Source organism: Brevundimonas sp. 357, assembly GCF_003938605.1.
GTDB lineage: Bacteria > Pseudomonadota > Alphaproteobacteria > Caulobacterales > Caulobacteraceae > Brevundimonas.
On the sequence record NZ_RHWX01000004.1, the window covers coordinates 17,275 to 29,717 of the forward strand.

The window sequence follows — 12,443 nt, forward strand, 5'->3', positions numbered from 1 at the left end:
CGGATCAACGGCATAAGAGGCAATCGCGCGGCCTGCGGCAAATCGCCCAAAAAACTGCGAACCGTTCGCAACAAAAAACCTTTGCCGACATGGGTTTGAACCCTGGCGAGGTTGGGTCTAAGAAGCCCCGAATCCGCCCCCTACCTCCCGGCGGGCGAGGCAGCTCGAATGAACGAATTTCTTCTAGAATATCTTCCGATCGTCGTTTTCCTGGGCATCGCCATCGTGCTCGGCGCCGGCTTCATGCTGGCGGCCTGGGTGCTGGCCCCCAAGAACCCCGATACCGAGAAGCTCTCGGCTTATGAGTGCGGCTTCAACGCCTTTGACGACGCGCGCATGAAGTTCGACGTGCGCTTCTATCTGGTGTCGATCCTCTTCATCATCTTCGACCTGGAAATCGCCTTCCTGTTCCCGTGGGCGGTGTCGATGTTCGACCTGTCGCACGGCGGCATGGTCTTCGCCTTCTGGTCGATGATGGTCTTCCTGGGCGTCCTGACGGTCGGCTTCATCTACGAATGGAAGAAGGGAGCCCTGGAATGGCAGTGATCGCCCCCTCCAGTCCTCTGGTCCCCGCCGGCTCGGCCGCGCGTTCGACCGTCGAGGGCTATGATCCCAAAATCCACGACAAGTTCTTTGAGTCCGTCAATACGGAGCTGGGCGAGCGCGGCTTCCTGACGACCTCGCTGGACGACGTCATCACCTGGGCCCGTACGGGTTCGCTGATGTGGATGTCGTTCGGCCTGGCCTGCTGCGCCGTCGAGATGATCCACCTGTCGATGCCGCGCTTCGACCTGGAGCGCTTCGGCACCGCGCCGCGCGGTTCGCCGCGCCAGTCTGACCTGATGATCGTCGCCGGGACGCTGACCAACAAGATGGCTCCGGCCCTGCGCAAGGTCTACGACCAGATGCCGGACCCGCGCTACGTCATCTCGATGGGCAGCTGCGCCAATGGCGGCGGCTACTATCACTACAGCTACAGCGTCGTGCGCGGCTGCGATCGCGTGGTGCCGGTGGACGTTTACGTTCCGGGCTGCCCGCCGACCGCCGAGGCCCTGCTGTACGGCATTCTGCAACTGCAGAAGAAGATCCGCCGCACGGGGACCATCGAACGATGAGCGAACTGGTGCGCGTTGCGGAGCGCGAATCCGCCCTGACGCCCCTGGGCACGGAAATGGTCGCGGCGCTCGGCGTCGAGGCCGTGGTGGCCTATGGCGAACTGACCCTGATCGCCCCGCGCGAGAAGATCGTCGAGGTCATGACGGCCCTGCGCGATCAGTTCGGCTTCCAGCAGTGCATGGACGTCTGCGGCGCCGACTATCCCGACCGCGCCGAGCGGTTCGAGGTCGTCTATCACCTGCTGTCGCTGACGCGCGCTGCGCGCGTTCGCGTCAAGGTGTCGACCGATGAGGTCAAGCCGGTCCCCAGCGTGTCGTCGGTCTATCCGTCGGCCGGCTGGTTCGAGCGTGAAGCCTTCGACATGTACGGCATAATCTTCTCGGATCACCCGGACATGCGCCGCATCCTGACCGACTACGGCTTCCAGGGGCACCCGCTGCGCAAGGACTTCCCGATGACGGGCTACGTCGAGGTGCGCTACGACGAAGTGCAGAAGCGCGTTGTCTATGAGCCGGTGAAACTGACGCAGGAATTCCGCAACTTCGACTTCCTGTCTCCGTGGGAAGGCGCCGACTATCCGACCGTCCTGCCGGGCGATGAAAAGGCGGGAGCGCAGTAATGGCCGACGTCAAGAACATGCCCGCGCCGCTCGGCGCCGCCATCGACCCGTTCGAGGACTATGAAGACGGCCTGACCCCGCACGCGCGGGCGATGGACGACCGCAAGTTCACCATCAATTTCGGCCCGCAGCACCCGGCCGCGCACGGCGTGCTGCGCCTGGTGCTGGAACTGGACGGCGAGCTGGTCACGCGCGTCGACCCGCACATCGGGTTGCTGCACCGCGGCACCGAGAAGCTGATGGAGGCGCGCACCTACCTCCAGAACATCCCCTACCTGGACCGGCTGGACTACGTCTCGCCGATGAACCAGGAGCACGCCTTCTGTCTGGCCATCGAACGGTTGCTGGGTCTGGACGTGCCGTATCGCGGCCAGCTGATCCGGGTTCTGTACTCGGAGATGGGCCGTATCCTGAACCACCTTCTGAACGCGACCATGCAGGCCATGGACGTGGGCGCCCTGACCCCGCCGCTGTGGGGCCACGAAGAGCGCGAGAAGCTGATGGTGTTCTACGAGCGGGCCTGCGGCGCGCGCCTGCACGCCAACTACTTCCGTCCGGGCGGCGTTCACCAGGATCTGACGCCCGAGCTGATCGACGACATCGGCCGCTGGTGCGCCGAGTTCCCGGCCAAGCTGGCGGACATCGAAAGCCTGGTCACCGAGAACCGCATCTTCAAGCAGCGGAACGTCGACATCGGCGTGGTGTCCAAGGAAAACGCCATGGCCTGGGGCTTCTCGGGCGTCATGCTGCGCGGCTCGGACATCGCCTGGGATCTACGCAAGGCCCAGCCATACGACTGCTACGCCGACATGGAGTTCGACATCGTCGTCGGCAAGAACGGCGACTGCTGGGACCGCTACCTGGTCCGCGTCGAAGAGATGCGTCAGTCGGTGCGCATCATGGAGCAGTGCATCCACAAGCTGCGCAACTGCCCCGGCGAGCCGGTCCTGACCGAGGACCACAAGATCGCTCCGCCGCGTCGCGGTGAGATGAAGCGTTCGATGGAAGCGCTGATCCACCACTTCAAGCTCTACACCGAAGGCTTCCGCACCCCGGAAGGCGAGGTCTATGCGGCCGTCGAAGCGCCCAAGGGCGAGTTCGGCGTCTATCTGGTGTCGGACGGCACCAACAAACCCTACCGCGTCAAGCTGTCGGCGCCCGGCTTCCGTCACCTGCAGGCGATGGACTGGATGAACCGCGGCCACATGCTGGCGGACGTGTCCGCCATCCTCGGCTCGCTCGACATGGTGTTCGGAGAAGTGGACCGATGAGCGTTCGTCGTCTGGCCAAGGAGCAACCAGCCTCTTTCGAGTTCTCGAAGGAGACGATGGACAAGGCTCAGTGGTGGATCAAGAAATACCCGGAATCGCGTCGCCAGTCGGCGGTGATCCCGGTGCTGTGGCTGGTTCAGAAGCAGGAAGGGTGGGTGTCCGAGCCCTCGCTGCGCGCTGTCGGCGAGCTGTTGGGCATGGCCTATATCCGGGTGCTGGAGGTCGCGACCTTCTACACCATGTTCCAGCTGACGCCGGTCGGCGCGGCGGCCCTGATCCAGGTGTGCGGCACGACGCAGTGCATGCTGCGCGGCTCCAACGACCTGATGCGCGTCTGCCGCGAGAAGATCGGCCCCAAGGACGAGCTGTCCGCCGACGGCCGCTTCACCTGGCAGGAAATCGAGTGCATCGGCGCCTGCTCGAACGCGCCGGTGGCCCAGATCAACGACCTCTATTACGAAGACCTGACGCCCGAGAACATGGCTCAGATCATCGACGACTTCGCCGCCGGCAAGACGCCGAAGGCGGGTAGCTATGTCGGCCGTCACACGTCGGAGCCTGAAGGCGGCGCACGGACGCTGACCGATCCGTCGCTGTACGACGGCTCGGCCGCCAAGAAGATCAAGAAGCTGCCGAACTCGGAGCCTGTCGCTGAAAAGGCTCCGGCCTGATGGCGCGGCCGGACCTCGAAACAGAAACGGGCAGGGCGGCCTATCGGGCCGAGCTGCGTCGCGTCGGCTGGCGCCCGCGTTGGGCGGGCCTGGCCTGTATCGTGGTCGCGGCCGCTCTGGTTTTGTTCGCGCGCGAGGGCCGTTTCGGCCTGACTGAAAACGCCGCGGTGGCGGCCTATGGCCTGTTGGCCGTCGGATGGGTGCTGGTGATCTACGCCGTCTTCCAGCGCACCCGCCACCACAAGCGCCGCATGGCGGAAGGACTTTAAGGGATCATGGTCGGCATCCTCCAAGACAAGGATCGGATCTTCACCAACCTCTACGGTCTCCAGGACTGGGGCCTTGAGGGGGCGAAGCAGCGCGGCGCGTGGAACGCCACCAAGGACATGCTGGACCTTGGCCGCGACTGGATCATCACCAACGTCAAGAACTCGGGCCTGCGCGGACGCGGCGGCGCCGGTTTCTCGACCGGCCTGAAGTGGTCCTTCATGCCCAAAGAAGTGAAGGATCGCCCTCACTACCTGGTCATCAACGCCGACGAGTCCGAGCCCGCGACGTGTAAAGACCGCGAGATCATGCGTCATGATCCGCAACTGCTGATCGAAGGCGCGATGATCGCCTCCTTCGCGATGCAGGCCCACGCTTGCTACATCTACCTGCGCGGCGAATACATCCTCGAGCGCGAGCGCATGGAAGCCGCCGTCAAGCAGGCCTATGAGGCCAAGCTGATCGGCAAGAACAACGTCCACGGTTGGGACTTCGACGTCTATATCCACCACGGCGCCGGCGCCTATATCTGTGGCGAAGAGACGGCCCTGCTGGAAAGCCTGGAAGGCAAGAAGGGCCAACCGCGCCTGAAGCCGCCGTTCCCGGCGGGCGCCGGTCTGTACGGCTGCCCGACGACCGTGAACAACGTGGAATCGATCGCCGTGGTCGGCACCATCCTGCGCCGTGGCGCAGACTGGTTCGCCGGCTTCGGTCGCCCGAACAACACCGGCACCAAGCTGATGTCCCTGTCGGGTCACGTGAACACGCCCTGCGTGGTCGAAGAGGCCATGTCGATCCCGCTGCGCCAGTTGATCGAGGATCACGGCGGCGGCGTGCGCGGCGGTTGGGGCAATCTGAAGGCCATCATTCCGGGCGGCGCGTCCTGCCCGGTCATCACGCGCGAGCAGGCTGAAGTCGCGCTGATGGACTTCGACTCCATGCGCGAAATGCGTTCGTCGCTGGGTACGGCCGGCGTGACCGTCATGGACGAGTCCACCGACATCGTGAAGGCGATCGCCCGCATCAGCTACTTCTTCAAGCACGAGAGCTGCGGTCAGTGCACGCCGTGCCGCGAAGGCACCGGCTGGATGTGGCGCGTGCTGGAACGCATGGCGATCGGCGACGCCGACCCGTCCGAGATCGACCTGCTGCTCGACGTGGCCGGTCAGGTCGAAGGCCACACCATCTGCGCCCTCGGCGACGCCGCCGCCTGGCCCGTTCAGGGCCTGATCCGGCACTTCCGTCACGAGATCGAAGAGCGCATCCACACCTACCGCAGCCGCCGCGCGAACTTCGCCGGCCACGCGATCGCGGCGGAGTAATCGTAATGCCTATCGCCAAGGTCAACGGCGTTGAAGTCGAGTTCGAACCGGGCATGACCGTGCTGCAGGTCGCCGAGCGCGCCGGGCAGGAAATCCCGCGGTTCTGCTACCACGAGCGCCTGTCCATCGCCGGCAACTGCCGTATGTGCCTGGTCGAGGTGAAGCCCGGACCGCCGAAGCCGCAGGCTTCGTGCGCGCTGCCGGCCGCCGACGGCCAGGAAATCTTCACCGACACGCCGATGGTGAAGAAGGCCCGCGAAGGGGTGATGGAGTTCCTGCTCATCAACCACCCGCTGGACTGCCCGATCTGCGACCAGGGCGGCGAATGCGACCTGCAGGATCAGGCGGTCGGCTACGGCCGCGATGGTTCGCGCTACGGCGAGAACAAGCGCGCGGTTGAAGAAAAGAACATGGGCCCGACGGTCAAGACGTTCATGACGCGCTGCATCCAGTGCACGCGTTGCGTTCGCTTCATCACCGAAGTGGCGGGCGTGCCGGACATCGGCATGATCTCGCGTGGCGAAAGCGCCGAGATCACGACCTATCTGGAAAAGAACATCGACAGCGAACTGTCGGGCAACGTCAACGACCTGTGCCCGGTGGGCGCCCTGACGCACCGCCCGTGGCAGTACCACTATCGTCCGTGGGAGCTGAAGAAGACCGAGACCATCGACGTGATGGATGCGCTCGGTTCGAACATCCGCGCCGACTCCCGCGGCGCCGAGGTCATGCGCGTGCTGCCGCGCGTGAACGAGGGCATCAACGAGGAATGGCTGTCGGACAAGAGCCGCTACGCCGTCGACGGCCTGCAGGCGCGTCGCCTAGACCGTCCGTGGGTGCGTGAGAACGGCAAGCTGCGTCCGGCGTCGTGGGACGAGGCGCTGACCGCCGTCGCCGACAAGCTGAAGGCGGCCCCGGCCGACCGTATCGGCGCCATCGCCGGCGACCTGCAGGACGCCGAGTCGATGAAGGCTCTGCTGGATCTGTTCCGTTCGCTGGGTTCGGCCAACACGGACTGCCGTCAGGACGGCGCAGCGCTGGGCGGCGAGGCTCGCGAGGGCTGGTTGTTCAACTCTGGCCTGCAAGGCATTGAAAACGCTGACGCCATCCTGATCGTCGGCGCCAATCCGCGCACGGAAGCGCCGCTGCTGAACGCGCGCATCCGCAAGACCTGGCTGAAGGGCGGCGTCGAGGTCGGCGTCATCGGGCCGCAAGCCGATCTGACCTATGGCTACGCCTGGCTGGGCGCCGGTTCGAAGACCCTGGGCAAGCTGCCCAAGGCCGCGACCGACTTCCTGACCAAGGCCGAACGTCCCGCCATCATCATCGGCGCGGGCGCCCTGACCGGCGAGACCGGCCCGTCCGTGCTGAACGCCCTGGGCGCGCTGGCCAAGAAGGTCGGCGTGGTCAAGGACGGCTGGAACGGCTTCAACGTCCTGCACAGCGCCGCCGCGCGCGTCGGCGGTCTGGACATGGGCTTCCTGCCGGGCGAGGGCGGTCTGGATGTCGCCGCTATGCTGAAGCCGGGCGCGCTGGACGTGCTGTTCCTGCTGGGCGCCGATGAGGTGAACGCGGACGCATCGGGCGCCTTCCGCGTCTATCTGGGCTCGCACGGCGATCGCGGCGCGCACGGCGCGGACGTGATCCTGCCGGGCGCGGCCTACACCGAGAAGTCGGGCCTGTACGTCAACACCGAAGGCCGGGTGCAGATGGCCGAGCGCGTGGTCTTCCCGAAGGGCGAAGCCAAGGACGACTGGGCCATCATCCGCGCCCTGTCCGAGCGCGTCGGCCACAAGCTGCCGTTCGACACGCTTGAGCAACTGCGCGCCAAGCTGATGGGCGACCATCCGACCTTCGGCCGCATCGACTATCTGGCCCCGGCCGCGACGTTCGACGTCGCCAAGCTGGGCGCCAAGGGAGACCTGGGCGACGTCGCCTTCGTCTCCGTCATCGCCGATCCCTATCTGACCAACCCGATCGCGCGCGCCAGTGAAACCATGGCCCAACTGTCCGCTGAGCGGACGGCGCCGGTCGCCCTGGCGGCGGAGTAAATCATGGACGCTGCGACTTCCTTCTGGACCACGCCTCTGGGTTGGACCCTCGCCACTGTCGGCGGGATCCTGCTGGTGGTGGTCGGTATCCTGATCTCCCTGGCCTTCCTGTTGCTGGCCGACCGCAAGATCTGGGCGGGCGTTCAGCTGCGCAAGGGCCCGAACGTGGTCGGCCCCTTCGGCCTGCTGCAGTCCTTCGCCGACTTCTTCAAGTTCGTGCTGAAGGAGATCGTCATTCCGGCCGGGTCGGACAAGGTGGTCTTCATCCTGGCCCCGCTGATCAGCTTCGTGCTGGCCTTCGTGGCGTGGGCGGCGATCCCGTTCGCTCCCGGTTGGGTGGTCGCGGATCTGAACGTCGGTATCCTGTACATTCTGGCGATCAGCTCGCTGGGCGTTTACGGCATCATCATGGGCGGCTGGGCTTCGAACTCGAAGTACCCGTTCCTGGGCGCGCTGCGCTCGGCGGCGCAGATGGTGTCCTATGAGGTCTCGATGGGCCTCATCATCATCAACGTCATCCTGCTGGCCGGGACGATGAACCTGACGCAGATCGTGACTCAGCAGTCCGGCTGGTTCTGGAACTGGAACGCCTTCGGCGGCGGCCTTGAGACTCTGCCGACGATCATCGTCATGCTGCCGATGACCATTGTTTTCTTCATTTCGGCCCTGGCCGAGACCAACCGCCCGCCGTTCGACCTTCCGGAAGCGGAGTCGGAACTGGTGGCTGGCTATCAGGTCGAATATTCCTCGACGCCCTATCTGCTGTTCATGATCGGCGAGTACGCCAACATCGTCTTCATGTGCGCCATGATCACCCTGCTGTTCTGCGGCGGGTGGAATCCGGGCTTCCCGACCGACTTCCTGAACAGCGTCCCGGCCTTCGTCGCCAACCTGTTCTACCTGCTGGTCTTCATCACCAAGGTCGTCTTCTGGTTCTTCATGATCGCCCTGGTGAAGGCCTTCGTGCCTCGCTACCGCTATGACCAGCTGATGCGTCTGGGCTGGAAGATCTTCCTGCCGGCCTCGTTGGTCGCCGTGGTCTTCGTGGCGGCGTGGCGCGTGTTCGCGGTGGGCGGCTGATGGGCGGTTACGCCACAGTCCTGATCGCGCTGGCGCTCGCCGCCGGTCTGTCGGCCTGCACCTTCAAGCCGATGGATCCGGCTGCGCCCGAGACCGCGTCCGCGCGTCTCGAGCGGCTGGACCGCGAGCGGCGAGAGGAGGCGGACAAGCGCGCCTATTGCCAACGTCTGTCGCGGGACGATCCGCGCTTCAGCAGGGACGGCTGCGAACGCCGGATCGGTGGATGAAGACGAAAGCCGCAGCCCTGATGTTCGCCCTGGCCGCGCCCATGCTGGCGTCGGCCTGCGCGCCCTATGAGGCCGACCCGGTGTCGGTCTATCAGTGGGAGCGCAAGGTGCAGGAAATCGAACGGCGCGAGGCGGAACGTCAGCGCCTTTGCCAGACCCTCGACAAGGAAAGCGCCCGCTATCAACGCGAGTGCGCCGGAGTGAAATCGTAATGCTGACCCGTATCGTTCAGGCGGCCAAGGGCGCGATGCTGACCGACGTGTTCGGCGCCGTCGGCCTGTCGATGAAGTACATGATGAAGCCGAAGGCGACGGTGAACTATCCGTTCGAGCGGAACCCGCAGTCGCCGCGCTTCCGTGGCGAACACGCGCTGCGCCGCTATCCGAACGGCGAAGAACGCTGCATCGCCTGCAAGCTGTGCGAGGCTATCTGCCCCGCACAGGCCATCACCATCGAGGCCGAACCGCGCGCCGACGGCAGCCGCCGCACGACGCGCTACGACATCGACATGGTCAAATGCATCTACTGCGGCCTGTGCCAGGAGGCCTGCCCGGTGGACGCCATCGTCGAGGGACCGAACAGCGAGTTCGCCACCGAGACCCGCGAAGAACTGCTCTATGACAAGGCGCGCCTGCTGGACAACGGCGACCGCTGGGAGCGTCTGATCGCGAAGAATCTGGAACTCGACGCTCCGTATCGCTAAACGGAGCGGCGATTCCGCCACGCTGACCCTGACCTTCGGGCCGGGGCCGATTTTGGAAGGGTCCGGGGGTTCTCCTCGGGCCATTGGTTTTGAAGAGGGGCGTCGTCCCGCACATGTTGCAAGGCCTGGCCTTCTATCTTCTGGCGACGGTCGCCGTGGTTTCCGCCCTTCTGGTGGTGACCGCGCGCAATCCCGTGCACTCCGTTCTCTGGCTGATCCTGACCTTCTTCTCGGCGGCCGGTCTGTTCGTTCTGCTGAGCGCCGAGTTCCTGGCGATGCTGCTGGTCGTCGTCTACGTCGGCGCCGTGGCGGTGCTGTTCCTGTTCGTCGTCATGATGCTGGACGTCGACTTCGTGAAGCTGCGCGAAGGATACGCGCGCTACCTGCCGCTGGCGGGCATCGTGGCGGGCGTCCTGCTGGCCGAGATGATCATGGTGTCGATCACCGTCGTTCAGGGCGGAGCCGCCCGTGACGCCACCTCGCCGGTTCCGGCGGGGCCTGACGTCACCAACATGGAGACGATCGGCCGCGTGCTCTACACGGACTACGTCTACTTCTTCCAGGCGGCGGGCGTGGTCCTGCTGATCGCGATGATCGGCGCCATCGTCCTGACCCTGCGTCACCGTCCGGGCGTGCATCGCCAGGATCTGGCGGCACAGGCTAACCGCGAACGCGCCAAGGCCGTTGAGATCAAGTCCGTGACCACGGGCCAGGGCGTCACCCCCGAGGAGCTTCTGTAATGGATATCTCGCTCCAGCATTATCTGGCGGTCGCCGCCATGCTGTTCACCATCGGCGTCTTCGGCATCTTCGTGAACCGCAAGAACGTCATCATCATCCTGATGTCGGTCGAGATGATCCTGCTCGCGGTGAACATCAACTTCGTGGCCTTCTCCACGCACCTGAACGACGTGTCGGGTCAGTTGATGGCCATGTTCGTCTTGACCGTCGCCGCGGCCGAGGCCGCCGTCGGCCTGGCCATTCTCGTGACCTTCTTCCGTAACCGCGGCGACATCGCGGTCGACGACGCCTCCGTGATGAAGGGCTGATCGGAACCGTGACTATCCAGACTCTCGTCACTCTCGGCGTCTTCGCCCCCCTGCTGGGGGCCATGATCGCCGGCTTCTTCGGTCGCCGGATCGGCGACGTCGCCTCGCAGGCCGTCACCACGGGCCTGCTGTTCTTCTCGTGCGCGGTCTCCTGGATCGTGTTCAGCCAGTGGACCTGGGGCGGGTTGGAAGCCTTCACCGTGCACCTGGCGCCGTTCATCCACGTCGGCGAGTTCCAGTCGAACTGGTCGATCCGCGTCGACGCCATGTCGGCCACCATGTTGATCGTGGTGACGTCGGTGTCCTCGCTGGTTCACCTCTATTCCTGGGGTTACATGAAGGAGGACGACAGCCGTCCTCGCTTCTTCGCCTATCTGTCGCTGTTCACCTTCATGATGCTGGCGCTGGTGACGGCGGCCGACTTCCTGCAGATGTTCTTCGGTTGGGAAGGCGTGGGCCTGGCGTCCTATCTGCTGATCGGTTTCTGGTTCAAGAAGCCCTCGGCCACCGCCGCCTCGATCAAGGCCTTCGTGGTCAACCGCGTCGGCGACTTCGGCTTCCTGCTCGGCATGATGACCGTGTTCTGGATGTTCGGCACGATCGAGTTCGCCAAGCTGTTCCCGCTGATCGCCGGCAAGGCCGGGACGGGCTGGGAATTCCTGGGCCACACCTGGTCGGCGCTGGATCTGGCCGGTCTGCTGCTGTTCATCGGCGCGATGGGCAAATCGGCGCAGTTCTTCCTGCACACCTGGCTGCCGGATGCGATGGAAGGCCCGACGCCCGTGTCGGCCCTGATCCACGCGGCCACCATGGTTACGGCCGGCGTCTACATGGTCTGCCTGCTGTCGCCGCTGTATGAGCACGCGCCCGTCGCGTCGCAGTTCATCGCCATCATCGGCGGCATCACGGCCATCTTCGCCGCGACCGTCGGCATGATGCAGAACGACATCAAGCGCGTGATCGCCTATTCGACCTGTTCGCAGCTGGGCTACATGTTCTTTGCGGCGGGCGTCGGGGCTTACCAGCCCGCCATGTTCCACCTGTTCACCCACGCCTTCTTCAAGGCCCTGCTGTTCCTGGGCGCCGGTTCGGTGATCCACGGCATGCACCACGAGCAGGACATGCGGAAGATGGGCGGCCTGTGGAAGCTGCTGCCCGTCACCTATGCGACCATGATGATCGGCACCATCGCCATCACCGGCCTGGGCATGCCCGGCGTCGGCGGCTTCGCCGGCTTCTACTCCAAGGACTCCATTCTTGAGAGCGCCTATGCGGCGGCGACGACCGGCCATTCGGCCGCGGGCATGTTCGCCTTCGTCATCGGCATCTCGGCGGCCCTGCTGACGGCTTACTACTCGTGGCGCCTGGTGTTCATGACCTTCCACAACAAGCCGGTGTGGAAGGAAGAGGAGGGCGCGCACCATGCGGACGCCCACGCTCATGACGATCATCATGCTCATGACGATCATGCGCACGACGACCATCACCATGGTCCGCTGAAGCCGCATGAGAGCCCGCTGGTCATGGTCGTGCCGCTGCTGGTGCTGTCGATCGGCGCGGTGTTCGCGGGCATGATCTTCGCCCCGCACTTCATCGGCCATCATGAGGCTGAGTTCTGGCGCGGCGCCATCTTCGTCGGGGCTGAGAACCACGTCCTGCACGAAAGCCACAACGTCCCGACCTGGGTGAAGTGGGCGCCGCTGATCGTGACGCTGCTGGGCACGGCCATCGCCTACTGGCTGTATGTCGTGAAGGAAGGCGCGGCCAAGGAGATGGCCGACCGCAAGGGCCCACTGTGGACCTTCCTCTACAACAAGTGGTTCTTCGATGAGCTGTACGACGCCGTCTTCGTGAAGGGGACCAAGGCGATCGGCGACTTCTTCTGGAAGATCGGCGACGTGAAGATCATCGACGGCCTCGGTCCGAACGGCGCGGCCTGGGCTTCGCTGAAGTCGGGCGGCTGGTTGTCCCGGTTCCAGTCCGGTTTCGTCTACTTCTATGCATTCGTGATGCTGATCGGCGTGGCGGCATTCCTTGCCTTCGCCATCTTCACGTGGGGAGCCTGAGC

At 64.9% G+C, this 12,443-nt stretch carries 15 protein-coding genes; all 15 read left to right on the forward strand.

The features are described 5' to 3' along the window. Positions 1-168 precede the first annotated feature (168 nt). The 15 genes from EGK63_RS04590 (at position 169) to nuoL (ending at position 12,441) form a co-directional block, all read left to right on the forward strand. Positions 169-546, forward strand: a complete 378-nt coding sequence (locus EGK63_RS04590) for an NADH-quinone oxidoreductase subunit A (protein WP_003164585.1) — start codon at positions 169-171, stop codon at positions 544-546. Beyond that, entirely contained in the window at positions 516-1,115 is a 600-nt protein-coding gene (locus tag EGK63_RS04595; protein WP_087141646.1) for an NADH-quinone oxidoreductase subunit B family protein, read from the forward strand. Before EGK63_RS04590 ends, EGK63_RS04595 begins: the two co-directional genes overlap by 31 nt. After that, complete coding sequence (locus tag EGK63_RS04600; RefSeq protein WP_125900139.1) at positions 1,112-1,735, forward strand: NADH-quinone oxidoreductase subunit C; 624 nt, start codon at positions 1,112-1,114, stop codon at positions 1,733-1,735. Before EGK63_RS04595 ends, EGK63_RS04600 begins: the two co-directional genes overlap by 4 nt. A gap of 17 nt (positions 1,736-1,752) precedes the next feature. Further along, the gene (locus EGK63_RS04605) at positions 1,753-3,006 is read left to right on the forward strand and encodes an NADH-quinone oxidoreductase subunit D (RefSeq protein ID WP_371412927.1); all 1,254 of its coding nucleotides are present in this window, start codon (positions 1,753-1,755) and stop codon (positions 3,004-3,006) included. Next, positions 3,003-3,677 carry an NADH-quinone oxidoreductase subunit NuoE gene (gene nuoE, locus EGK63_RS04610; protein WP_125900141.1) on the forward strand — a complete coding sequence of 225 codons (675 nt, stop codon included), beginning with the start codon at positions 3,003-3,005 and terminating at the stop codon, positions 3,675-3,677. Before EGK63_RS04605 ends, nuoE begins: the two co-directional genes overlap by 4 nt. Then, positions 3,677-3,946, forward strand: coding sequence for a hypothetical protein (locus EGK63_RS04615; protein ID WP_125900142.1), 270 nt, complete (start codon positions 3,677-3,679; stop codon positions 3,944-3,946). The genes nuoE and EGK63_RS04615 overlap by 1 nt, the downstream gene beginning before the upstream one ends. 6 nt (positions 3,947-3,952) lie before the next feature. Next, positions 3,953-5,266 carry an NADH-quinone oxidoreductase subunit NuoF gene (nuoF, locus tag EGK63_RS04620; protein ID WP_125900143.1) on the forward strand — a complete coding sequence of 438 codons (1,314 nt, stop codon included), beginning with the start codon at positions 3,953-3,955 and terminating at the stop codon, positions 5,264-5,266. A 5-nt stretch (positions 5,267-5,271) separates the two neighbouring features. After that, positions 5,272-7,317 carry an NADH-quinone oxidoreductase subunit NuoG gene (nuoG, locus tag EGK63_RS04625; RefSeq protein WP_125900144.1) on the forward strand — a complete coding sequence of 682 codons (2,046 nt, stop codon included), beginning with the start codon at positions 5,272-5,274 and terminating at the stop codon, positions 7,315-7,317. Positions 7,318-7,320: 3 nt separating this feature from the next. Further along, positions 7,321-8,397 carry an NADH-quinone oxidoreductase subunit NuoH gene (nuoH, locus tag EGK63_RS04630; protein ID WP_125900145.1) on the forward strand — a complete coding sequence of 359 codons (1,077 nt, stop codon included), beginning with the start codon at positions 7,321-7,323 and terminating at the stop codon, positions 8,395-8,397. After that, the gene (locus EGK63_RS04635; RefSeq protein ID WP_125900146.1) at positions 8,397-8,624 is read left to right on the forward strand and encodes a hypothetical protein; all 228 of its coding nucleotides are present in this window, start codon (positions 8,397-8,399) and stop codon (positions 8,622-8,624) included. The genes nuoH and EGK63_RS04635 overlap by 1 nt, the downstream gene beginning before the upstream one ends. Next, positions 8,621-8,836, forward strand: a complete 216-nt coding sequence (locus EGK63_RS04640; RefSeq protein WP_125900147.1) for a hypothetical protein — start codon at positions 8,621-8,623, stop codon at positions 8,834-8,836. Before EGK63_RS04635 ends, EGK63_RS04640 begins: the two co-directional genes overlap by 4 nt. Further along, the gene (gene nuoI, locus EGK63_RS04645; protein ID WP_040345161.1) at positions 8,836-9,327 is read left to right on the forward strand and encodes an NADH-quinone oxidoreductase subunit NuoI; all 492 of its coding nucleotides are present in this window, start codon (positions 8,836-8,838) and stop codon (positions 9,325-9,327) included. Before EGK63_RS04640 ends, nuoI begins: the two co-directional genes overlap by 1 nt. A 113-nt stretch (positions 9,328-9,440) precedes the next feature. After that, complete coding sequence (locus EGK63_RS04650) at positions 9,441-10,067, forward strand: NADH-quinone oxidoreductase subunit J (RefSeq protein ID WP_125900148.1); 627 nt, start codon at positions 9,441-9,443, stop codon at positions 10,065-10,067. Then, positions 10,067-10,375, forward strand: a complete 309-nt coding sequence (gene nuoK, locus EGK63_RS04655) for an NADH-quinone oxidoreductase subunit NuoK (protein ID WP_003164596.1) — start codon at positions 10,067-10,069, stop codon at positions 10,373-10,375. The genes EGK63_RS04650 and nuoK overlap by 1 nt, the downstream gene beginning before the upstream one ends. A gap of 14 nt (positions 10,376-10,389) precedes the next feature. Then, positions 10,390-12,441 (forward strand): NADH-quinone oxidoreductase subunit L, encoded by a 2,052-nt coding sequence (nuoL, locus tag EGK63_RS04660; RefSeq protein WP_165906542.1) that lies wholly within the window; start codon positions 10,390-10,392, stop codon positions 12,439-12,441. The last annotated feature ends 2 nt before the right edge of the window (positions 12,442-12,443 follow it).

Coding starts and splice junctions, on each gene's coding strand:
- EGK63_RS04590 (WP_003164585.1), top strand. CDS start 169: ATGAACGAATTTCTTCTAGAATATCTTCCGATCGTCGTTTTCCTGGGC.
- EGK63_RS04595 (WP_087141646.1), top strand. CDS start 516: ATGGAAGAAGGGAGCCCTGGAATGGCAGTGATCGCCCCCTCCAGTCCT.
- EGK63_RS04600 (WP_125900139.1), top strand. CDS start 1,112: ATGAGCGAACTGGTGCGCGTTGCGGAGCGCGAATCCGCCCTGACGCCC.
- EGK63_RS04605 (WP_371412927.1), top strand. CDS start 1,753: ATGCCCGCGCCGCTCGGCGCCGCCATCGACCCGTTCGAGGACTATGAA.
- nuoE (WP_125900141.1), top strand. CDS start 3,003: ATGAGCGTTCGTCGTCTGGCCAAGGAGCAACCAGCCTCTTTCGAGTTC.
- EGK63_RS04615 (WP_125900142.1), top strand. CDS start 3,677: ATGGCGCGGCCGGACCTCGAAACAGAAACGGGCAGGGCGGCCTATCGG.
- nuoF (WP_125900143.1), top strand. CDS start 3,953: ATGGTCGGCATCCTCCAAGACAAGGATCGGATCTTCACCAACCTCTAC.
- nuoG (WP_125900144.1), top strand. CDS start 5,272: ATGCCTATCGCCAAGGTCAACGGCGTTGAAGTCGAGTTCGAACCGGGC.
- nuoH (WP_125900145.1), top strand. CDS start 7,321: ATGGACGCTGCGACTTCCTTCTGGACCACGCCTCTGGGTTGGACCCTC.
- EGK63_RS04635 (WP_125900146.1), top strand. CDS start 8,397: ATGGGCGGTTACGCCACAGTCCTGATCGCGCTGGCGCTCGCCGCCGGT.
- EGK63_RS04640 (WP_125900147.1), top strand. CDS start 8,621: ATGAAGACGAAAGCCGCAGCCCTGATGTTCGCCCTGGCCGCGCCCATG.
- nuoI (WP_040345161.1), top strand. CDS start 8,836: ATGCTGACCCGTATCGTTCAGGCGGCCAAGGGCGCGATGCTGACCGAC.
- EGK63_RS04650 (WP_125900148.1), top strand. CDS start 9,441: ATGTTGCAAGGCCTGGCCTTCTATCTTCTGGCGACGGTCGCCGTGGTT.
- nuoK (WP_003164596.1), top strand. CDS start 10,067: ATGGATATCTCGCTCCAGCATTATCTGGCGGTCGCCGCCATGCTGTTC.